The organism is Paenisporosarcina sp. NPDC076907 (genome assembly GCF_050269735.1).
GTDB lineage: Bacteria > Bacillota > Bacilli > Bacillales_A > Planococcaceae > Paenisporosarcina.
The window spans coordinates 1,291,917-1,313,194 of record NZ_JBNNIX010000001.1; the positions used below are offsets into that span (position 1 = coordinate 1,291,917).

20 protein-coding genes and 1 other annotated feature are annotated in these 21,278 nt (G+C 42.3%); all 20 genes read left to right on the forward strand.

Annotated features, from left to right (window positions below; translation table 11 throughout):
* Positions 1–62: 62 nt before the first annotated feature.
* Entirely contained in the window at positions 63–851 is a 789-nt protein-coding gene (gene sigG, locus ACQKEV_RS06270; RefSeq protein ID WP_427444445.1) for an RNA polymerase sporulation sigma factor SigG, read from the forward strand.
* A gap of 628 nt (positions 852–1,479) precedes the next feature.
* On the forward strand, positions 1,480–1,728 hold the full coding sequence (locus tag ACQKEV_RS06275) for a YlmC/YmxH family sporulation protein (RefSeq protein WP_427444447.1): 249 nt from the start codon (positions 1,480–1,482) through the stop codon (positions 1,726–1,728).
* A 74-nt stretch (positions 1,729–1,802) separates the two neighbouring features.
* Entirely contained in the window at positions 1,803–2,492 is a 690-nt protein-coding gene (locus ACQKEV_RS06280; protein WP_427444450.1) for a YggS family pyridoxal phosphate-dependent enzyme, read from the forward strand.
* Positions 2,489–2,950, forward strand: coding sequence for a cell division protein SepF (locus tag ACQKEV_RS06285; protein WP_427444453.1), 462 nt, complete (start codon positions 2,489–2,491; stop codon positions 2,948–2,950). The genes ACQKEV_RS06280 and ACQKEV_RS06285 overlap by 4 nt, the downstream gene beginning before the upstream one ends.
* A 20-nt stretch (positions 2,951–2,970) precedes the next feature.
* Complete coding sequence (locus tag ACQKEV_RS06290) at positions 2,971–3,231, forward strand: YggT family protein (protein ID WP_427444456.1); 261 nt, start codon at positions 2,971–2,973, stop codon at positions 3,229–3,231.
* A gap of 54 nt (positions 3,232–3,285) precedes the next feature.
* Positions 3,286–4,074, forward strand: coding sequence for an RNA-binding protein (locus ACQKEV_RS06295; protein WP_427444459.1), 789 nt, complete (start codon positions 3,286–3,288; stop codon positions 4,072–4,074).
* Positions 4,075–4,172: 98 nt separating this feature from the next.
* Positions 4,173–4,682 (forward strand): DivIVA domain-containing protein, encoded by a 510-nt coding sequence (locus ACQKEV_RS06300; protein ID WP_016427756.1) that lies wholly within the window; start codon positions 4,173–4,175, stop codon positions 4,680–4,682.
* Between the two features lie 121 nt (positions 4,683–4,803).
* Positions 4,804–5,027 (forward strand) — a binding site (T-box leader).
* A 118-nt stretch (positions 5,028–5,145) separates the two neighbouring features.
* Positions 5,146–7,908, forward strand: coding sequence for an isoleucine--tRNA ligase (gene ileS, locus ACQKEV_RS06305; RefSeq protein ID WP_427444463.1), 2,763 nt, complete (start codon positions 5,146–5,148; stop codon positions 7,906–7,908).
* Positions 7,909–8,048: 140 nt separating this feature from the next.
* Positions 8,049–8,534: a signal peptidase II gene (gene lspA / locus ACQKEV_RS06310; protein WP_427444466.1), complete on the forward strand. Its 486-nt coding sequence runs from the start codon at positions 8,049–8,051 to the stop codon at positions 8,532–8,534.
* Complete coding sequence (locus ACQKEV_RS06315; protein WP_427444468.1) at positions 8,535–9,461, forward strand: RluA family pseudouridine synthase; 927 nt, start codon at positions 8,535–8,537, stop codon at positions 9,459–9,461. It abuts the gene before it with no gap.
* A 242-nt stretch (positions 9,462–9,703) separates the two neighbouring features.
* Complete coding sequence (gene pyrR, locus ACQKEV_RS06320) at positions 9,704–10,243, forward strand: bifunctional pyr operon transcriptional regulator/uracil phosphoribosyltransferase PyrR (RefSeq protein WP_427444471.1); 540 nt, start codon at positions 9,704–9,706, stop codon at positions 10,241–10,243.
* An 18-nt stretch (positions 10,244–10,261) separates the two neighbouring features.
* The gene (locus ACQKEV_RS06325; RefSeq protein ID WP_427444474.1) at positions 10,262–11,581 is read left to right on the forward strand and encodes a uracil-xanthine permease family protein; all 1,320 of its coding nucleotides are present in this window, start codon (positions 10,262–10,264) and stop codon (positions 11,579–11,581) included.
* A 144-nt stretch (positions 11,582–11,725) separates the two neighbouring features.
* Positions 11,726–12,604 (forward strand): aspartate carbamoyltransferase catalytic subunit, encoded by an 879-nt coding sequence (locus ACQKEV_RS06330; RefSeq protein WP_427444477.1) that lies wholly within the window; start codon positions 11,726–11,728, stop codon positions 12,602–12,604.
* On the forward strand, positions 12,604–13,881 hold the full coding sequence (locus ACQKEV_RS06335) for a dihydroorotase (RefSeq protein ID WP_427444479.1): 1,278 nt from the start codon (positions 12,604–12,606) through the stop codon (positions 13,879–13,881). Before ACQKEV_RS06330 ends, ACQKEV_RS06335 begins: the two co-directional genes overlap by 1 nt.
* Complete coding sequence (locus ACQKEV_RS06340) at positions 13,881–14,981, forward strand: carbamoyl phosphate synthase small subunit (RefSeq protein WP_427444482.1); 1,101 nt, start codon at positions 13,881–13,883, stop codon at positions 14,979–14,981. The genes ACQKEV_RS06335 and ACQKEV_RS06340 overlap by 1 nt, the downstream gene beginning before the upstream one ends.
* Positions 14,974–18,171, forward strand: a complete 3,198-nt coding sequence (gene carB, locus ACQKEV_RS06345) for a carbamoyl-phosphate synthase large subunit (RefSeq protein ID WP_427444485.1) — start codon at positions 14,974–14,976, stop codon at positions 18,169–18,171. The genes ACQKEV_RS06340 and carB overlap by 8 nt, the downstream gene beginning before the upstream one ends.
* Entirely contained in the window at positions 18,168–18,944 is a 777-nt protein-coding gene (locus ACQKEV_RS06350; protein WP_427444488.1) for a dihydroorotate dehydrogenase electron transfer subunit, read from the forward strand. The genes carB and ACQKEV_RS06350 overlap by 4 nt, the downstream gene beginning before the upstream one ends.
* Entirely contained in the window at positions 18,941–19,852 is a 912-nt protein-coding gene (locus ACQKEV_RS06355) for a dihydroorotate dehydrogenase (protein WP_427444490.1), read from the forward strand. The genes ACQKEV_RS06350 and ACQKEV_RS06355 overlap by 4 nt, the downstream gene beginning before the upstream one ends.
* Positions 19,849–20,562, forward strand: coding sequence for an orotidine-5'-phosphate decarboxylase (pyrF, locus tag ACQKEV_RS06360; protein WP_427444493.1), 714 nt, complete (start codon positions 19,849–19,851; stop codon positions 20,560–20,562). Before ACQKEV_RS06355 ends, pyrF begins: the two co-directional genes overlap by 4 nt.
* The gene (gene pyrE, locus ACQKEV_RS06365; protein WP_427444495.1) at positions 20,559–21,191 is read left to right on the forward strand and encodes an orotate phosphoribosyltransferase; all 633 of its coding nucleotides are present in this window, start codon (positions 20,559–20,561) and stop codon (positions 21,189–21,191) included. Before pyrF ends, pyrE begins: the two co-directional genes overlap by 4 nt.
* Positions 21,192–21,278 lie beyond the last annotated feature (87 nt).

Below are 21,278 nucleotides of genomic sequence, written 5' to 3' on the forward strand. Positions count from 1 at the left end.
TTTCTTTCGAGGCGGACACACTGATAAGAATCACAGTGTTGAACAGTTCGGAGGAAAAAGCGATGGTACGTACAAAAGTCGAATTATGCGGTGTAGATACGTCAAAGCTACCTGTTTTATCAAACGAAGTGATGACACAAACTTTTATAAGGTTCCAAAGTGGAGATGAAACAGCAAAAGAAGAGCTTGTGATGGGGAACTTACGATTGGTTCTCAGCTTGGTCCAACGTTTTGCTTATCGTGGAGAACAAGCTGATGACTTGTTTCAAGTGGGCTGTATCGGCCTGATAAAATCAATTGAAAACTTTGATTTAAAACACAATGTGCGTTTTTCAACGTATGCAGTGCCAATGATAATCGGTGAAATCAGAAGACATTTGCGTGATCATCATCCAGTACGTGTATCAAGGTCTCTTCGTGATATTGCGTATAAGTCAATGAAGGCAAAAGAGCAGTACATTGCAGAACATTTGCATGAACCTACGTTACAGCAGCTGTCTGAGATGATTGACATTCCCCATGAAGATATTCTATTTGCTTTGGATGCCATTCAAGAACCCATTTCGTTACAGGAGCCGATTTATCACGACGGGGGAGACCCAGTCTTTATGCTTGATCAGTTAAAAGATGAGCAAGTATCAGAAGAGTCATGGTCCACATATGTTTTCATGAAAGAAAGCATAAGCAAGTTGGACATCCGGGAGCAAAAAATATTGGCTAAACGGTATTACTACGGTGAGACCCAAACTGAAATCGCTAAAGAACTGGGTATTTCCCAGGCTCAGATTTCAAGGCTGGAAAAACATGCAATTCGCGTCATTAAAGAAGAATACAACATCGATTATCGATGAAACACTGAGCTTTTATTCCTTTTACGGAATAAAAGCTTTTAAATTGTAGACATTAAAATGAGTCAAAGAATAAAGTTCCAAAGCAAAAAAATTTGATTGCCATTTCGGCGGACGCGTTTCGCGGGCACGGCTTCAGTCTCCAAAAAAACGTTGCTCCTGCATCACTTCGCTAGCTTCGTCGCAAATGAATTGTGCAAACTTCCAATTGCACAATTCGCTTCTTGCGGTGCCTTCAGCTCGTGCTGTTCCCGCTGAAAATATTTTGGCAAATGGCCAATATATTTGCGACGAGTAACCGCAGGAGCAGTATGTTTTCGCCGCCTCCACTCCAATCATCAGAAAGTTTCTGTCTGCGTGTCTCTGCAACCTATATCAGTAAGCTGGTGGTCGGCTATTTCTGAAGACTCCTGCGGAAAAAACGGAACAAGCTAGACCCCGCAGGCCGAGCCGAGGAGGCTAGCGTTTCGTCCGCGGAAAGCGAAAGAAATATCCGACCACATTCTTTTTCCATCAAGTGCAAAAGTTATTAATTCGATTTTTCATCTGTCTGCAAGCTTTTATTCCTTTTACGGAATAAAAGCTTTATTTTTTGTTTATGAACATAAACTGTAAAAAGGGGGAATGACCGTTGAAATTTACCGATATCCAACAAAAAGAATTTATTGAGGCGAGTGATGGACGGATGCTTGGCTTTGTCAATGATGCCAGAATTTCAAAAGAAAATGGAACGATTGAATCCTTTTTCCTGGCAGAACCGAAAAAGATGCTCGAATTGTTCTCTGGTAATCGACCGACAACTGTAATAAGATTATCCGATATTAAAGTCATTGGAAAAGACGTGGTTATCGTTCAGACGAAAGGTTCTGAACACGGATAAACATTGAATATTCAACGTTTGATTGGTACAATAATGAGATAACACCGATACTTAATAGTTAGGAACTTCTAAAAATGCCAATTGAGCGGAAACTTCAACAAATACAACAGCAAATCAGTCAAGCATGTGCGCGTGTCAATCGTTCTATCAAGGATGTTCATATTGTGGCAGTAACTAAGTCAGTTACTGTGGAGCGAACGCAGGAAGCCATATTGGCAGGACTCAACCATCTTGGTGAAAATCGCCCGGAAGGCTTGTTGGCCAAACAAGCTGAAATTAAAACGCCCGCAATTTGGCATTATATCGGCTCCTTACAAACACGCAAAGTAAAACAAGTAATCAACAGTGTTCAAGTTTTGCACTCATTGGACCGAATGAGTTTAGCGGATGAAATTCAAAAGCGTGCAACTCAAAAGATTGATTGTTTTATTCAAGTTAATGTGTCTGGTGAAGAAGCAAAGCATGGAATTGAGTTGCAGAATGTCCAACCATTCATTGAATCATTAAGTGACCATCATCAAATACGCATCATTGGATTAATGACAATGGCACCAAATACGTCAGATGAAAAAGTCATTCGTTCCGTATTTAAATCCCTCAAGGACATGCAGGTTAATATTGCCAGTAAAGGCTATACTCGTGCACCTTGTACGGAATTATCTATGGGCATGTCTAATGACTTTGAAATCGCGATCGAAGAAGGCGCCACATATGTACGAATCGGTACAGCACTAGTCGGAGATGAAAGTGAGGATCTTACATGAGCATGAAGAATAAATTCAAAAACTTTTTTTACTTAGATGAAGAAGAAGAAATTCCAACAACGAATGAACGCAGAAAAGAATCTCAATCAATGCCTCAACCGACTGTTCGCAAAACGACAAAAGAAAGAAGAGTTGTGCATTCGGAATCGACTTCAACTCCTAACATTGTGAGTCTCCAAAACTTACAGAAATCTTCAAAAGTAATCCTTGTTGAACCACGGGTTTATGCGGAAGCGCAGGATATATCGGAGCATTTAAAAAATAAACGAGCAGTAGTAGTTAATCTACAACGAATAGATAAAGATCAGGGAATACGCATTGTGGATTTTTTAAGTGGAACCGTGTATGCTTTAGGCGGAGATATTCAGCGTATTGGCACCGATATTTTCTTGTGTGCACCTGATACCGTAGAAGTGGCTGGAGCCATTTCCGACTACTTTTATGATGACATACAATAATTGAGGTGTAATTAATTCTTATGGATTTTGTAATCAATTTATTAAATGAAGCAATTGGATTATATTCGATTTTGCTTATTATCTATATTTTTATGTCGTGGGTACCGAGTGTGAAAGAATCGAGTATCGGACGTTTCCTTGAAAGAATATGTGAACCGTATTTAGAGCCTTTCAGACGCTTTATCCCACCTTTTGGTATGATCGATGTATCGCCAATTGTCGCTATTCTAGTATTAAACCTCGCTCGTGGTGGCTTGGAATATTTAAGTAGACTTGTCTAACAGATTGCCTCACTTTCGTGGGGCTTTTTTTGACCATTGAAAGGAAGAGCAAAGATGGAACAAGTTTTGCAACATTTTCGTAAAGATGAACAACCATTTATCGAACAAGTCAGTGGATGGCTGCGAGAGACGCAGGATCGGTATGCCCCAAAGTTGACCGATTTCCTGGATCCAAGACAGCAATTTATTGTGCATGCAATTATTGGTCAGAATGAAGATGTGTTAACTACTGCTTTTGGTGAATTTCCTGAAGCAGAAAGAAAACGGATGCTCATTGCTCCTTCATACTTTACTGCGACTGACGATGATTATGACATTGCGATGTTTTCTATTAAATATCCTTCGAAATTCATCAATATTGAACACCCCGATGTATTAGGTTCCCTTATGTCATTAGGATTGGATCGCTCAAAATTTGGAGATATCCGAGTGGATGACAATCAAATTGAATTTGCAGTTGCTTCGGAAGTTGCCGATTTTGTACGGATGCATCTTACTTCCATTGGTAAGGCAAAAGTTCATTTGGAAGAACTGCAGCCTGACCATGCCTATTTAGAAAACAGGGACGTGTGGGTCGAAGAGACACATACAGTAAGTTCAATGCGAATTGATACAATCATCGCTTCTCTTTTTAATGTCTCCAGACAAAAAGCATCGATGCTTGTCCATGGTGGTAAAGTAAAGGTGAACTGGACTGTGCGCGAACAACCATCATTCGAATTGCATGAATCTGATTTGCTTTCGATCAGGGGCTATGGGAGAATACGAATTGGAATGATTGAAGGACGTACAAAGAAAGACAAAATACGACTTCAAATAGGGCGAATTGAACAAAATTCGTGAATTATATTCAAGAAAATTCGAATTATTGATGTCATCATCGACAATGAACGGTATAATAGTTGGAAACGATGTAAGTTAGTAAAGGGGAGATTTTTGAAATGCCGCTATCACCACTAGATATTCATAACAAAGAGTTTGGTCGTGGGTTCCGAGGCTATAACGAAGATGAGGTCAACGAATTTTTGGACCAAGTGATTAAAGATTTCGAACTTCTAATCAAAGATAAAAAAGAATTGGAAGAGAAATTGAAGTCGTCAAGTGAGCGAGTTGGCCATTTCACAACTATCGAAATGACACTTCAGAAGTCAATCGTGGTTGCACAAGAAGCTGCAGAAGAAGTACGCCGAAACTCTCAAAAAGAAGCAAAGTTAATCGTTAAAGAAGCTGAGAAAAATGCGGACCGTATCGTAAATGAAGCATTGACGAAAGCTCGCCGCATTGCCCTTGAGATTGAAGATTTGAAAAAGCAATCAAAAGTTTTCCGTAACCGTTTTAAAATGTTGGTCGAAGCTCAGCTTGATTTAATCAACACTGATGATTGGGATCACTTGATGCAATATGAAGTGGACACGACTCAGCTTGAAAGAATGGATTCAAAAGAAGACTAATCACAGCTTGACGATTATGGAATCATTCCCTATAATATCTACATATTATAAGAAATGCGAAGAACGTCTCTATAGCAGATGTTTCTAGCCAGACATAGTGAAACTGTAAACAATACTTTATACTAATACGCTGAAAGAGACAGTAGTTTGAAAGCACAGAAAAGCGATTCGGGGATGGTGGAAGCCCGAACAGGCGGCAATCAAATGAAAATCACTCTTGAGTAAAATCACTGAACTTGATTTTGTAAGTGATTTCGGATTCACACCGTTAACGTGATCTAAGCTGGCAACTTCTTCATGTTGCAATTAGGGTGGTACCGCGAGTTATAACTTCTCGTCCCTTCATTGGGATGAGGAGTTTTTTTGTTTGGTTTAAAATGGTTGGATTTTCCTGAGAATAGGAAGATTTGAATGGTCAGTCCCCCAAGCAATGCGCTTGTATATTAAGAGGAGGTTTTTTAAAATGGAATACAAAAATACTTTATTGATGCCTAAAACGGAATTCCCAATGCGCGGTGGCTTACCTACACGGGAACCGGCGATGCAAGAAAATTGGAATGAAATGAAACTCTATGAAAAAGTTTTGGAGCGTACTAAAGGGCGCCCAAGTTTCATTTTACATGATGGCCCTCCATATGCGAACGGCGATATTCACATGGGTCATGCTATGAACAAAGTGCTAAAAGACATGATTGTACGTCAAAAATCTATGACGGGTTATTATGCACCGTATGTTCCAGGTTGGGATACTCATGGTTTGCCGATTGAGCAAGCTTTAACGAATAAAGGTGTCAATCGCAAAGAAATGACGGTAGCGGAATTCCGGAACTTATGTGAAACATATGCTTATGAACAAATTGACCGTCAACGTGAACAATTTAAACGCCTTGGTGTACAAGGTGATTGGGAAAATCCATATGTGACATTGAAACCAGCATATGAATCCCGTCAAATTGAAGTTTTTGGTGAAATGGCACGTAAAGGCTATATCTATAAAGGGTTAAAACCAGTTTATTGGTCTCCATCAAGTGAGTCTGCGCTTGCTGAAGCTGAAATCGAGTATCAGGATAAAAAATCTCCATCTATCTATGTGAGTTTTGAAGTGACAGATGGTAAAGGCGTAGTTGCTGAAGGAACTAAAATTATTATCTGGACGACTACACCTTGGACAATTCCAGCTAATCTTGGAATTTCAGTAAATCCTGAATTCGACTATGTAATTGTAGAAGTTGCATCAACGCGTTACCTTTTAGCAAAAGCACTACTGGAGAATGTGGCAACTACTCTTGAATGGGATTCTTATGAGATTGTTCAGACACTAAAAGGTGAACAAATGGATCGCATGGTAGCGAAACACCCTTTATATGACCGTGATTCGCTTGTAATGCTCGGGGACCATGTAACTGACGAGGGTGGTACTGGATGTGTCCATACAGCTCCAGGGCATGGGGAAGATGACTTCCAAGTAGGTAAAGCTTATGGACTTGAAGTGCTTTCACCAGTGGATGACCGTGGTGTATTAACAGCTGAAGCACCTGGCTTCGAAGGATTATTTTATGATAAAGCCAATAAAGTCATCACAGAAGCTTTGGATGCTGCTGGTGCTTTAGAAAAACTAACATTCTTCACACATTCTGCACCTCATGACTGGCGTACGAAAAAACCGGTTATTTTCCGTGCAACAGCTCAATGGTTCGCTTCTGTTGAAGCATTCCGCGACGAATTATTAACCGCAATTAAGAATACATCCTTCACACCTGCATGGGGTGAGACTCGTCTCTTCAACATGGTCCGTGACCGTGGAGACTGGTGTATTTCCCGCCAACGTGTATGGGGTGTTCCAATCCCTGTCTTCTATGCGGAAGATGGAGAACCAATTTTAACGGAAGAAACGATTGCCCATGTTTCAAAATTGTTCCGTGAACACGGTTCGACAGTGTGGTTTGAACGTGAAGCGAAAGACTTGCTTCCAGAAGGATTCACACATCCGAATAGTCCAAACGGCCGCTTCTCTAAAGAAACGGATATTATGGATGTTTGGTTTGATTCAGGATCTTCTCACCAAGCTGTACTTGATGAGCGTGAAGACCTTTCGTATCCAGCTGACTTATACTTGGAAGGATCGGATCAATACCGTGGATGGTTCAATTCCTCGTTAACAACAAGTGTTGCTATCAGTGGTCACGCTCCATACAAAGGATTGTTAAGCCATGGTTTCACACTTGATGGTGAAGGACGTAAGATGAGTAAGTCTATTGGAAATGTCATCGATCCTGCGAAAGTCATGAATCAACTAGGTGCTGACATTCTTCGTCTATGGGTAGCATCTGTCGATTACACAGCAGACGTTCGAGTAACGGACTCAAATTTCAAGCAAGTTGCTGAAGTTTACCGTAAAATTCGCAATACGTTCCGTTTCCTTCATGGAAATGTATCGGACTTCAATCCACAGACCGATCGTGTTGCTTTCGAAGATTTACGTGAAGTAGATCAGTACATGTTCATGAAACTGCAAGATTTGATTGAAACTGTTCGCAAAGCTTATGACAAGTATGACTTCCCAAGTGTTTATCATGCTGTCAACAATTTTGTATCATCTGATTTGAGCTCATTCTACTTGGATATTGCAAAAGATGTTGTTTATATCGAAGGAGTGGACAATTCACATCGTCGTGCGATGCAAACAGTCATGTACGATACATTGATTGGATTATTGAAACTGACAACACCAATTCTACCGCATACGACGGATGAGCTATGGGTCTTCCTGACACATGAAACGGAAGAAAGTGTGCAGCTGACTGACTTCCCTGAAGCGGTATCACATGAAGTGTTTGCAAGTTTACGTACGAAGTATCAACAATTAATGCTAGTACGTGACGACGTGTTAAAAGCATTGGAAGAAGCACGTAATGCAAAAGTCATCGGGAAGTCACTAGAAGCAAAAGTTACGCTTTATGTGAAGAAAGAACTTGTAGAAGCATTTGATGCAAGCAAAGTGGATTTTGCACAATTCTTCATCGTGTCGGACTTTACATTAGCGGGTGCAAAAGAAGAAGCACCAGCGGAGGCTTTAAATCTTGAAGTGTCATCTGTTGTCGTTACAAAAGCACAAGGTGAAAAATGTGAACGATGCTGGACAATTTCTTCCAAAGTGGGAGAAAATGAAAAACATCCGACATTATGTCCACGATGTGCAGATGTAGTAGAAAAATATTACGTATAAAAGATCGGGAAACTGGCTTTGATTATTGCCAGACTAAGTATTCCTGCATGTGAAAGAGCTGTCCTTTTTGGGCAGCTCTTTCTGTCCGTTCATGTTATGTGGTAAACTAGCTAAGATACTTGCGTAACGGAGGAACATTCGTGTACATTTTTTATTTAGTAGCAATTGCCGTTGTGGCGATTGATCAATGGACAAAATGGTTGGTTGTAAAAAATATGGAACTAGGCGAACGGATTGTCTTAATGGATCCGACGTTTGCATTACTTTCCCATCGGAATCGTGGAGCAGCGTGGGGAATGTTAGAAGGACAGATGTGGCTATTTACGATCGTCACGATCATCGTGGTCATTGGTATTTTGTATTACTTTCATAAAGAAGCAAAAGGAAAGCCATACTTTCAATTAAGTTTGATGCTTTTACTTGGTGGTGCGATTGGGAATTTTATAGATCGTTTGTTCCGCGGTGAAGTTGTGGATTTTGCGGACGTTCTTATTCCAGTCATAAATTATGATTTTCCGATTTTTAACGTTGCAGATGCAGCATTAACCATTGGGGTCGTCATGCTCATCATCGTATTATTTTTAGAAGAAAAAGCAGAAAAAGCTGCAAAGAGAAAAGGTGAATAGATGGAAGATTTTACGTATAAAATTTCAGAGCAACAAAAAGGTGAACGTATCGACAAAGCATTAGCAACACTTGAAGCAGATTGGTCACGTAGTCAAATTCAAATATGGTTAAAAGATGGAGCCGTATTAGTCAACGGTGAAACTGCTAAATCTAACTACAAAGTGAAAGCTAATGATGTTATTAATGTCACAGTACCGGATGTTGAAATTTTGGATATCCAAGCAGAAGATTTAAATCTTGAAATCGTTTATGAAGATGAAGACGTTCTAGTGGTAAACAAACCACGCGGAATGGTCGTTCATCCAGCCCCTGGACATACTTCAGGAACACTTGTAAACGGCTTGATGCACCAGGTAAAAGATTTATCCGGTATTAATGGTGTAATGCGTCCAGGTATCGTACACCGTATCGATAAAGACACTTCTGGCTTATTAATGGTTGCAAAGAATGATAAAGCGCATGAATCTTTAGTGGATCAGTTAGTGAAAAAGACGGTTACCCGTAAATATACAGCTTTAGTTCATGGTCATATTCCGCATGATAAAGGTACCGTCGATGCGCCGATTGGCCGTGATGCACGCGATCGTCAAAGCATGGCAGTTATTGATAAAGGAAAACATGCCGTCACGCATTTCCGTGTTATGGAACGTTTCGGCAGCTTCACATTGGTGGAATGTCGACTGGAAACAGGACGTACACATCAAATTCGTGTGCATATGAAATACATCGGTTACCCTCTTGCAGGTGACCCGAAATATGGACCGAAAAAAACAATCGAGTTTGACGGACAAGCGTTACATGCAGGCGTTCTCGGGTTCATTCACCCACGTACAGAAGAGTACTTGGAATTTGAAGCGCCATTACCTGCTGAGTTCCAGGCTTTGCTTGAAGAAATGAAAACGACTGTTGACACCAAGGAAAAGTAAATCTATACTAGTTTAAAGTATAGGACGGTAGTTAAAGTTCATACGTCTTTTCATTCATTAACACAAATCAAAATTTAATAGAACACCTTTAAAAACAGTCCAGAGAGGCTGAGAAGGTAACAGTGAACGTATAAGAACACATGCTGTGTGTTATTCATACGCCTAATTTTCTGCATTCACACCCTCTCATCCATCTTTGGACGAGAGGGTTTTTATTTGGGGAAAAAGGAGAGAAATCGAAGATGGTCGAAAAAGCGAATATTTTGGATGAACAAGCCATTAACCGTGCTTTGACACGGATCGCTCATGAAATTATTGAACGCAACAAAGGAATTGAGAATTGTATTCTTGTAGGGATCAAAACAAGAGGAGCTTATTTAGCGAATCGCCTGGCTGCCAAAATTGAAAAAATTGAAGGTAAGTCAATCAAAGCCGGCGAGCTGGATATTACATTGTATCGAGACGACCTATCCATGAAAACGGCAAACAAAGAACCTCTTGTGCAACAAGTGGATATCCAACATGTTGTGACCGACCAGAAAGTCATTTTGGTAGATGATGTTTTGTATACAGGGCGCACAGTAAGAGCCGCAATGGATGCGGTAATGGATTTGGGAAGACCATCACAAATTCAATTAGCAGTCTTGATTGATCGAGGTCATCGCGAATTACCCGTACGAGCGGACTATGTCGGAAAAAATATTCCGACCGCAAGCCTGGAACGAATTGTTGTACGTATGCAAGAAACAGATCATGAAGACAGTGTAACAATTCACGAGTAGACGAATGGGGAGAATGAGATGACAAATACACAAACAGTTTTGGACATACATGACAGACCTTCAACGGGCAAGTTAGCAACGCTAAGTATTCAACATATGTTTGCCATGTTTGGGGCAACAATACTGGTGCCACAATTGGTCGGCTTAAGTCCGGCAATTGCATTGTTAACAAGTGGGATCGCGACGCTGATCTTTATGTTCGTAACGAAATTCCAAGTTCCCGCTTATCTAGGTTCTTCATTTGCTTTCATATTGCCGATTCAAATGGCAACGAAAGAAGGCGGTATCGGCAGTGCTATGATTGGCAGTCTGTTCGTCGCAATCGTCTACTTTATCGTTTCGCTGATTATCTGGAAAACAGGCTATAAATGGATTATGAAAATATTACCGCCGATTGTAGTGGCACCTGTCATCATCGTAATTGGGTTGGCTTTATCACCAGTCGCAATCGATATGGCGATGAATATCGACCCTGACTTAGACGGAATAAAAGAATACAGCATGCTGCATTTCTCAGCAGCCTTAGTGACATTAGCAGCAGCAGTTGTGGCAACGTTATTCTTCAGAGGAATCATCAGCTTAATGCCGGTTCTGATTGGAATTATCGTAGGATATGTGTACTCATTGATAATCGGAATCGTCAATTTCAATCCAGTAAAAAAAGCGGATTGGATATCAGTTCCTGACTTCCTGATTCCTGGTGTGCATTATGAATTTGTCATTACGCCGACCTTACTTTGGCTGATGGTTCCCATCGCAATCGTAACGATTTCCGAGCATATCGGTCATCAATTGGTCTTAGGAAAAATCGTTAACCGCAATTACATAAAAGATCCAGGACTTCATCGTTCATTATTAGGTGACGGCCTTGGAACTTTCATCAGTGGTCTGTTGGGTGGACCACCAAAAACAACTTACGGTGAAAACATCGGAGTGCTAGCAATTACCCGAGTATATAGTGTCTATGTCATTGGGGGTGCTGCAGTACTTGCCATCGCCTTCTCGTTCTTTGGCAAAGTCATGGCACTCATTGCAACGATTCCAAATGCAGTGCTGGGTGGAATTTCGATTTTACTCTTCGGGATCATTGCGTCATCAGGTCTACGCATGCTGGTAGATAACAACATTGATTTTGGAGACAAGCGTAACTTAGTCATTTCATCGATTATCCTGGTAATCGGAATCGGTGGGGCGAAACTACACTTCATGGATACGTTTGAAGTTGGTGGCATGGCTTTAGCTGCCATAGTCGGTGTTCTACTAAACTTGGTCCTACCTGGTAGACCGCAAGAAGCTATTGATTCATTGGAAGACAAATCAAATACTGAATCCTTTTAATACCTAGTCCAGAGAGGCAGGAAAAGGGAAACCGACTGGTAGAGTTCCGTGACATCATGGATCTTTGCTTGAAGGTACCCCTTAAGCCTCTCAACACTTGTTGAGAGGCTTTCTTTTAACCAAAAGAAAGTGGGAGGCTGTAAAGTGAAGCATCTATTGAGCATGAAAGACCTACAAGAAAAGGACATACAAACGATATTAAGTCGTGCATCACACTTTCAACAGCAAGCATCAGCTAATTTGATTAAACCATATACGGTAGCAAATTTATTTTTCGAACCGAGTACACGAACAAAAATGAGTTTTGAGATGGCCGAGCGGAAACTTGGACTGAACGTACTTCCATTTGAAGCAGGAACATCGAGCACTCTAAAAGGTGAAACTTTGTACGACACAGTAAAAACTTTGGAAGCTATCGGGGTGGATGCTGTTGTTATAAGGCATGAACAAGATGGTTTTTATGAAGAATTATTAGCCGGAGTGAACGTCGCAATCATCAATGGTGGAGACGGTTCGGGTCAGCATCCAACTCAATGTTTACTCGATCTATATACCATCCTACAAGAGTTTGGAAAGTTTGAAGGGCTGAAAATTGCAATCGTTGGGGATATCGCACATAGCCGGGTAGCCAAATCAAATGCAGAAGCGCTGACAAGATTAGGTGCACATGTCACATTCCTTTGTCCACCTGAGTGGCAAGGCGACTATGAAGCAGTAAATACTTGGGACGACATACTGCCGACTGCTGATGTGATTATGCTTTTACGAGTGCAACATGAGCGGCATGAATCAACAACTGACTTTACGAAAGAAAGCTACCATGAGACATACGGTTTAACAAACAAACGCTATGAAGAATTGAAACCGACAGCTATCATCTTGCACCCAGCGCCTGTTAATCGGGACGTGGAAATAGCAAACGAGCTGGTGGAAAGTGAAAAATCACGTATATTCAAGCAAATGCACAACGGTGTGTTCGTACGCATGGCCATACTGGAATCCGTTTTGAAAGGGAGATCATGATGAAAAAATTCATACAAAACATTCAATTGCTTAATGACAATCATGAATTGATGGAGGGATCCATCCTGATCGACAATGGACGCATTATCGAAGTAAATCCGAAAACAACACCTGAAGCGGATGAAATTATCGACGGCAACGGACATTTTGTTTCCGCAGGGTTCATCGATGTCCATGTTCATTTGCGTGAGCCAGGTGGCGAGCAAAAAGAAACGATTCAAACCGGTACACATGCTGCGGCAAAAGGTGGATACACAACCATCTGTGCAATGCCGAATACAAGACCTGTTCCGGATACGGTTGAAAATCTATCTCATGTCAATAGTTTAATAGAAGAAAACGCGTTAATTCGAGTACTCCCTTATGCTTCTATAACCATTCGCGAAGCTGGTAAAGAACGAACAAATCTGGCTGCATTGAAAGAGCATGGTGCCTTTGCCTTTACGGATGACGGGGTTGGTGTTCAGCAGGCTGGCATGATGTATGAAGCAATGAAAGATGCAGCAAAGTTGAATATGCCGATAGTTGCTCATTGTGAAGACAATACACTTATCTACGCGGGCGTCATGCACGAAGGTGTGAAAAATAAAGAACTGGGTCTGAAAGGCATTCCATCCATTGCAGAGTCTGTGCATATTGCGAGAGATGTATTGCTCGCTGAAGCTGCTGGTGCGCACTATCACGTGTGTCACGTTAGCACCAAAGAATCTGTGCGAGTAATCAGAGATGCCAAAAAGGCAGGAATACGGGTTACAGCTGAAGTCAGTCCTCACCACTTGTTGTTATGTGAAGACGATATTCCAGGAAATGACGCAATCTGGAAAATGAATCCGCCACTTCGCGCAAAAGAAGATTTACAAGCCTTAATTGAGGGACTGGAAGATGGGACACTGGATTTCATCGCTACGGACCATGCCCCTCATACAGCTGATGAAAAAGGGAACGGAATGGAACAGGCACCGTTTGGAATCGTTGGTTTGGAAACGGCTTTTCCCTTGCTGCATACTCATTTTGTGAAAAGTGGAAAATGGACATTAGCGCAATTGATAGACTGGATGACGAGAAAGCCGGCTGATGTTTTCGGACTGCCTTATGGTCGCTTGCATATGGGCGAATCAGCAGACTTAGTATTTATTGATTTGGCGAAAGAACAGAATATAAATACTGCAACGTTTGTATCAAAAGGAAAAAATACACCGTTCCAAGATTGGGCATGCACCGGTTGGCCGGTCATGACGATGTTTGAAGGCAATGTTATTTGGCAGGAGGAGAAATGATGATGAAAAGAAGCCTCATTTTAGAAACTGGAGATGTGTTTAATGGAACAGCATTCGGTAGTTTGAATGCCAGTGAAGGAGAAGTCGTATTCACAACGGGTATGACAGGCTACCAGGAAACGCTATCGGATCCATCTTACTGCGGTCAAATCGTAACGATGACTTATCCATTGATCGGCAATTACGGTATTAATCGGGACGATTTTGAATCAATTGAACCGGCAATTAAAGGGATGGTTGTGCGAGAACTAGCGAACACACCATCAAACTTCCGAAGTGATGCGACACTCAATGACTTATTCGTTTTGAAAAACATTCCCGGTATTGAAGGAGTGGACACACGTAAACTGACACGAATTATTCGCGAATACGGTTCCGTAAAAGGCCACATCAGTGAAGCGGGTTCAGATATCCAAGTGGAAGAAGTAGTTGCACAGTTAAAAATGACGACATTCCCAACGGATCAAGTCAAACAAGTGTCAACCAAACGTCCTTATCCTAGTCCAGGACGCGGAAAACGTGTGGTGCTTGTAGATTTCGGAATGAAACACGGCATCTTGCGTGAACTGAATAAACGGGATTGTGATGTGGTGGTGGTACCTTACAACACAACTGCTGAAGAAATCATGGCGATTTATCCAGACGGCATCATGCTATCAAATGGACCTGGAGATCCAAAAGATGTGCCGGAAGCAATCGAGATGTTACAGAACCTAATTGGCAAAATTCCGATATTCGGCATTTGTCTTGGTCATCAACTTTTTGCCCTGGCAAGTGGCGGAGACACGTTTAAATTGAAGTTCGGTCACCGAGGAGCCAATCACCCGGTAAAAGATTTGGAATCCGGCAAAACGGAAATGACTTCCCAGAACCATGGCTATGCAGTAGACCCAGAATCATTAACAGGTACACGTTTGAAAGTTACGCATACGGCTTTAAATGATGGCACAGTGGAAGGCTTAAAACATTTGGATGCTGCAGCATTCACAGTGCAATATCATCCTGAAGCCTCACCTGGACCAGAAGATTCAAATCACTTATTTGATCGCTTTATCGAGTTAATGAACGCCAACGTGAAAGGGGAAAAAATACATGCCTAAACGTAAAGATATAGAAACCATTCTCGTCATCGGATCCGGTCCGATTGTTATTGGACAAGCAGCTGAATTTGACTACGCTGGTACACAAGCATGTCTGGCTTTAAAAGAAGAAGGCTATCGTGTCATTCTGATTAATTCAAATCCAGCGACCATCATGACGGATACTGAAATTGCAGACAAAGTTTATATCGAACCGATCACATTGGATTTTGTTAGCCGTATTTTACGAAAAGAACGTCCGGATGCCCTTCTGCCAACATTGGGCGGACAAACAGGCTTGAATATGGCGATTGAATTGGACGAATCAGGGATTCTTCAAGAATTGAACATTGAAATTTTGGGAACAAAATTAGAAGCAATCCATAAAGCGGAAGATCGTGATTTATTCAGAACATTAATGAACGAATTGAACGAACCCGTTCCACAAAGTGACATCTTCCATAACATGCAAGAAGCCCAAGCATTCGTTGAAAGAATCGGTTACCCTGTCATCGTCCGTCCTGCATTTACCCTGGGTGGAACAGGTGGGGGGATTTGCCACAACGATGAAGAACTTCTTGAAACGGTGACGAGTGGTTTGAAATATAGTCCTGTTACACAGTGTCTTCTTGAAAAATCAATCGCTGGATTCAAGGAAATAGAATACGAGGTGATGAGAGACTCCAATGACAATGCCATCGTGGTCTGTAATATGGAGAACATTGATCCGGTAGGTATTCATACAGGAGATTCGATCGTCGTTGCGCCTAGTCAGACGTTATCAGACCGTGAGTATCAAATGTTGCGTAATGTCTCCTTGAAAATTATCCGTGCCTTGAAAATCGAAGGGGGCTGTAACGTTCAGTTAGCACTGGATCCATACAGCTTTAACTACTATATTATCGAAGTGAATCCAAGGGTTAGTCGCTCATCTGCTCTGGCGTCTAAAGCGACAGGTTACCCAATTGCCAAACTGGCTGCTAAAATCGCAGTTGGTTTGACACTGGACGAAATGATGAATCCCGTTACCGGCAAAACGTATGCATGTTTTGAACCTGCGCTCGATTATGTCGTTACTAAAATTCCGCGCTGGCCTTTTGATAAATTCGAATCAGCTAAACGAAATTTAGGTACACAAATGAAAGCAACTGGAGAAGTTATGGCGATGGGTAGAACATTCGAAGAATCCATCCTAAAAGCTGTGCGTTCTCTTGAAACTGGCCAATTCCATTTAGATCTGAAAAATGCGGATGCCCTGTCAGACGAATGGATTGAAAAACGTATCCGACGTGCAGGTGATGAGCGCTTGTTCTTCATTGGAGAAGCATTAAGACGTGGAGTGACGATTGACACTATACATGAGTGGAGCCAAATCGATTTATTCTTCCTCAATAAATTCCAAAATATCGTGAAGTATGAAGAAGTGGTTTCTGAACATCCATTTGATTTCGACGTAGCGAAAAAAGCAAAACGTATGGGCTTTGCAGATGCAACGTTAGCGACTTTATGGAATAGCGATGAATTGACCATCTACAACTGGAGAAAAGAACAAAACTTGATTCCAGTGTTTAAAATGGTGGATACATGTGCGGCAGAATTCGAATCGGAAACACCTTATTTCTACGGAACATATGAAGATGAAAATGAATCAATCAGAACAGAAAAAGAAAGTGTCATTGTGCTAGGTTCAGGCCCAATTCGAATCGGGCAAGGAGTAGAGTTTGACTATGCCACTGTGCATTCCGTCTGGGCAATTAAAGAAGCAGGCTATGAAGCAATCATTATCAATAGCAATCCAGAAACAGTTTCAACGGACTTCTCCATATCGGACAAGCTCTACTTTGAACCATTGACGATTGAAGATGTCATGCACATTGTGGATCTGGAACAACCTAAAGGGGTGGTCGTACAGTTCGGAGGACAAACGGCCATCAATTTAGCGGATAAGCTGCAGGAACGTGGTGTTCAAATCCTGGGAACTTCTTTGGAAGATCTGGACCGTGCAGAAAATCGTGATAAATTTGAACGTGCACTACATGAAATCGGTATCCCTCAACCAATGGGTAAGACGGCTGTTTCAGCCGGACAAGCAGTGGCAATCGGTAACGAAATCGGCTACCCGGTATTAGTCCGTCCATCATACGTCTTAGGCGGACGTGCTATGCAAATTGTTTACAATCAAGAAGAACTAGCTCACTACATGGAACATGCGGTGCAGGCAAGTCCGGAGCATCCGGTACTGGTCGACCGTTACTTAACAGGTACGGAAATTGAAGTCGATGCCATCTCTGACGGAGAAAATGTATGCATTCCAGGAATTATGGAACATATCGAACGAGCGGGTGTTCACTCGGGTGACTCGATTGCAGTCTATCCACCACAAAACTTAACCTGCGAACAAGTGGATACACTCGTAGATTATACGACACGCCTTGCAAAAGGTCTGAACATCATTGGTTTGCTGAATATCCAATATGTCATCTCTAAAGGCGAAGTTTATGTGATTGAAGTGAATCCACGTTCAAGCCGTACAGTTCCTTTCTTAAGCAAGATCACGAATATTCCAATGGCTAAAATTGCGACAAAAGCAATTTTAGGACAGTCTCTACCATCTCAAGGCATTGAAAACGGACTTGCGCCTTCACCTAGAGGTGTGTTCGTGAAAGTGCCAGTATTCAGCTTTGCGAAATTGCGCCGAGTGGATATTACATTGGGACCTGAAATGAAATCAACTGGGGAAGTCATGGGGAAAGATATCACGCTTGAAAAAGCACTATATAAAGGTCTAGTGGCAGCGGGTATGGAAATTAAAGATCACGGTTCCGTACTCATGACGATTGCAGATAAAGACAAGGAAGAAGCAGTATCGATTGCTAAACGCTTTACTTCAATCGGGTACAGAATACTTGCAACTGAAGGAACGGCAGATGCTTTGAAACAAGCGGGAATCCCCGTTACAACAGTTAATAAAATCGGCAACGATGGTCCAACCCTTCTCGATTACATCCAAAAAGGGGATGCGCAGTTTGTCATTAACACGCTAACAAAAGGTAAACTGCCAGAGCGTGATGGGTTCCGTATCCGTCGTGAATCAGTTGAGAATGGGATCCCGTGCTTAACCTCACTGGACACAGCAGAAGCAATGTTGCGTGTCATTGAATCAATGACCTTCCAAGCGGAGGAGATGCCGAAACAGGGGGTTTTTGCATGATCAGACAAGAACGCATGCGTATCGTCAAACATAAGGAAATCGCTCATCGTATTTTCGAAATGACTTTGGTCGGTCAGCTTGTCCATGACATGGCCAGCCCAGGTCAATTTGTACACATCCGTGTGTCGGATAGTTATGAGCCATTGCTCCGCAGACCAATTAGCATTGCGTCCATTGATCATGAGAATTCTGAGTTCACCATGATTTATCGGGCGGAAGGCAGAGGCACGACGTTGCTAGCGCAAAAGCAGGTCGGGGAAGAACTCGATGTGTTGGGCCCTCTTGGAAACGGTTTTCCCATTAAGGAAACCGCTCCAGGAGAAACAGTGGTCCTGATTGGAGGAGGGATCGGTGTTCCTCCGTTATATGAACTTTCTAAAAGACTTGTAGAAAAAGGTGTTAAACCGATTCATGTACTTGGCTTCCAGTCAAAAGAAGCTGTCTTCTACGAGAATGCTTTTCGTGAACTTGGCGAAACGCATATCGTCACAGTAGATGGATCATACGGGCAACAAGGATTTGTTACAACGTTGCTGGCTGAATTACAACCTGAATTTGCTTCATATTTTACTTGCGGTCCAACAGGCATGCTTGCAGCCATTCAAAACATGTATCCTGATCGAAAAGGGTTTCTATCATTTGAAGAACGCATGGGTTGCGGACTTGGCGCATGTTTTGCGTGTGTGTGCAAAACGACGGATCAAACCGAAGTGGACTATGTAAAAGTGTGCTCGGATGGTCCGGTATTTCCTGCAGGGGTGGTGTCTGTATGAATCGATTGTCGATAGAGTTACCAGGATTGTCATTGAAAAATCCAGTTATGCCGGCTTCCGGATGTTTCGGATTTGGCAAAGAATATGCCCGGTTGTATGACTTATCAAAACTTGGCGCGATTATGATCAAAGCAACGACACTCGAGACGCGTTTAGGAAATCCTACACCGCGGGTTGCAGAAACGTCTTCCGGGATGCTGAATGCAATCGGTCTTCAAAATCCGGGTTTGGAAAAAGTACTGGCTGAAGAGCTGAAGTGGTTGGAACAATACGATGTGCCGATTATTGCAAATGTTGCCGGCACGTTGACGGAAGATTATGTGGAAGTTGCAAAACATATCTCAAAATCAAAAAATGTGCATGCATTAGAATTAAATATTTCTTGTCCCAATGTAAAATGTGGCGGCATTACGTTTGGAACAGATCCGACAGTTGCTGCAGAACTGACCGCAGCTGTTAAAGAAGTTTCGGAAGTTCCGGTCTATGTAAAGTTGTCCCCAAATGTGACCGATATCGGTGAAATCGCGAGAGCGATTGAAGCGGGTGGAGCAGATGGCATCACGATGATCAACACGTTGATTGGAATGCGTCTGGATACAAGAACAGGGAAACCTGTCATTGCAAATGGCACAGGCGGATTATCAGGTCCTGCGGTTAAACCGGTAGCTTTACGCATGGTTTATGAAGTTGCAAAGCAAGTTTCCATCCCAATCATTGGAATGGGCGGCGTGGCGACGGTTGACGATGTCATCGATTTCATGTCAGCAGGAGCAAGCGCGGTGGCGGTTGGAACCGCAAACTTCGTTGATCCATTTGTCTGTCCGACAATCATTAATCAATTACCGGAAAAGCTTGATTGGTTAGGTCTGAATCATGTTTCTGAATTAGTAGGGAGGAGTCACCGATGAACATTCGTAACCCGATAATCGCGCTTGATTTTTCTGCAAAAGAAGAGGTCTTTCAGTTTCTCAAGCCGTTCGATGAAAAACTGTTTGTCAAAGTTGGCATGGAACTTTATTTACAGGAAGGACCAACGATCGTAACGGACCTAAAAGAAATGGGACATAACGTTTTCCTGGATTTGAAACTGCATGATATTCCGAATACGGTTCAATCCGCCATGCGCGGTCTTGCCAAGCTCGGTGCAGATTTGGTGAACGTCCATGCGGCAGGTGGCTTGCGAATGATGGAGAGTGCGTTGGAAGGCCTTGAAGCGGGAACTGAAGCAGGTAAACAACGACCACTTCTTATCGGTGTGACGCAATTAACGTCGACAAGCGAACAGCAAATGAAGAATGAACAGAAAATCAATTTAACATTACAGGAATCCGTCATACATTATGCGGAACTTTCAAAACGGGCAGGTCTAGACGGAGTCGTTTGTTCCGTACTGGAAGCGGCAGACATTAAACAAGTTTGTGGGGAAGACTTCTTGCGGGTAACACCTGGGATTCGTCTGACAGATGGTACTGAGCATGACCAAATCCGTATTGCTACACCTGAAGTAGCGAGATTGGAAGGTTCCTCTTTGATTGTCGTCGGTAGAGCGATCACTAAATCGGAAAATCCAGTGGAAACGTATCAGTTGGTTAAACAACAATGGGAGGTTTTACAATGAAAAGTCAGCAAGATGAAATTGCAGGAGCATTATTATCAATAGGTGCAGTGGAATTGAGGCCTCAAGACCCATTTACATGGACCTCTGGCATTTCGTCACCAATTTACTGTGACAACCGTTTAACCATGTCGAGCCCAACTGTACGCAAACAAATTGCCGAAGCATTAGCGGCAAATATCCGTGAGTTTTTCCCACAAACAGAAGTAGTAGCTGGGACCGCGACAGCAGGGATTCCACATGCAGCATGGGTAAGTGATGTTCTTAATTTGCCGATGGTCTATGTCCGTTCAAAAGCGAAGGAGCACGGCCGTGGGAATCAAATTGAAGGAAGAATCGCACCCGGCCAAAAAGTGATTGTCGTGGAAGATTTAATTTCTACAGGAGGCAGTAGCATTGAGGCTGTTCGCGCTCTTGAAAATGAAGGATGCGAAGTAGTTGGTGTGGTGTGCATCTTTACATATCATTTAAAACGGGCGGACGAATTATTTGCAGAAGCAGGAATTCCATACGTCAGCTTGACAAACTTTGATGCATTAATTGAAGAGGCAACGCTTGCGAAGCAAATCTCAGACGAAGACAAACCTCAGCTGATGGAGTGGCACGAAAAGCTGAAACACGGGGAACTATAAAGAAGAACTGAGTTTCAGAAGCATATAATTAAATCCTCAAAAAAATTGGATGCCAGTGCATTTGTAGCACTCAGGCATCCTGAAACT